At 52.1% G+C, this 1,094-nt stretch carries 1 protein-coding gene; it reads left to right on the top strand.

Annotation, left to right across the window (positions count from 1 at the left end; all coding sequences use genetic code 11):
• Positions 1 to 12: 12 nt before the first annotated feature.
• Positions 13 to 1,094, top strand: a 1,082-nt coding sequence (locus tag FYJ85_RS24530) for an IS701 family transposase (protein ID WP_476756250.1), incomplete at its 3' end; no start/stop codon positions are given.

Consider the following 1,094-nt stretch of genomic DNA (forward strand, 5'->3'; position numbering starts at 1 on the left):
CTTTGGGATGCGTTGCTCCTCGAACTCGGCGATCCGTCTGTTGACGGGCGTATTCTTCTGGCGCTTGACGACGAGCTCAGCCCGAAAACCGGGAAAAAGATTCAGGATTGCGCAACTCATTTCGATCATGCCGCCAAAATGAACTCGGCCAAATACATCTGGGGAAACTGCCGAGTCGTAGTCGGGCTGCTTCGCTTTATCCACCACCGCTGGGCATTCCTGCCCCTCGCACAGGGGCTTTACAAGCCTCTCGCAAAAAAGGTCAAATCCAGCGCCAAGTTGCCGTATGCGGAATGGCTCAAGACCAAATCCGGCATCGCCGCCCAACGGATCATCGGCATTGCCGGAAAGTTCACGCAGAACAGCATCCTTATCGTTTCCGATTCCTGGTTTTGTTCCGCTCCGCTCATCAAAGAAGTCCGGGCGCATATTTCCGGCTCCGTTCATATCCTGTCCAGGCTGCGGGTTTCCGCAGCCATTTTCGATCTTCCCGGCCCGCGCGTAAAAAAGCGCGGGCGTGCTCCCAGGTATGGGAAAAGACTCCCGAACGTCAGAGAACTTTCCACTCAACTCCGAAATCAGGCGCGGACTGCTGAAATTCATGTGTACGGTAAGGAACGCGAGATCTCTTTTTCCGAGATCATCTGCATGTCCAAAGCATTGAAATGCCGGGTCAAAGTCATCTTCGTTTACTACCGCAACTTTGCTTTCCCGTTGGTCACGACCGATCTTTCGCTCCCTGCCGAACGGATGATCGAATATTATTCCGCCAGATGGAAAATCGAAAGCGGATTCAAGGAAATCAAGCACGAAATCGGCTCTCTTGATTCTCAGTGCCGCAACTTGTCCGCCGTCGATAACCATTTCCAACTTTGCCTTTTCGCTACTTCCATTGCCTGGGTTTACGCTTCCAAACTTCCACTCGCGCCGCCTCGAAGACATCCGACACGCCGATCCAATGCCTTTGCTTTCGCCGACATTCGCAGGAAAATCGCTTCCGAAATTTCCTCGAGTGACATTTTTGCAGGGTGTTGCAGAAAATCTTTCAGCTCCCACGGATTTTCTGCTTGCTTTTCCATTTTCTCCGTTGTATA

Origin of the sequence: Victivallis lenta (assembly GCF_009695545.1) — a bacterium.
GTDB lineage: Bacteria > Verrucomicrobiota > Lentisphaeria > Victivallales > Victivallaceae > Victivallis > Victivallis lenta.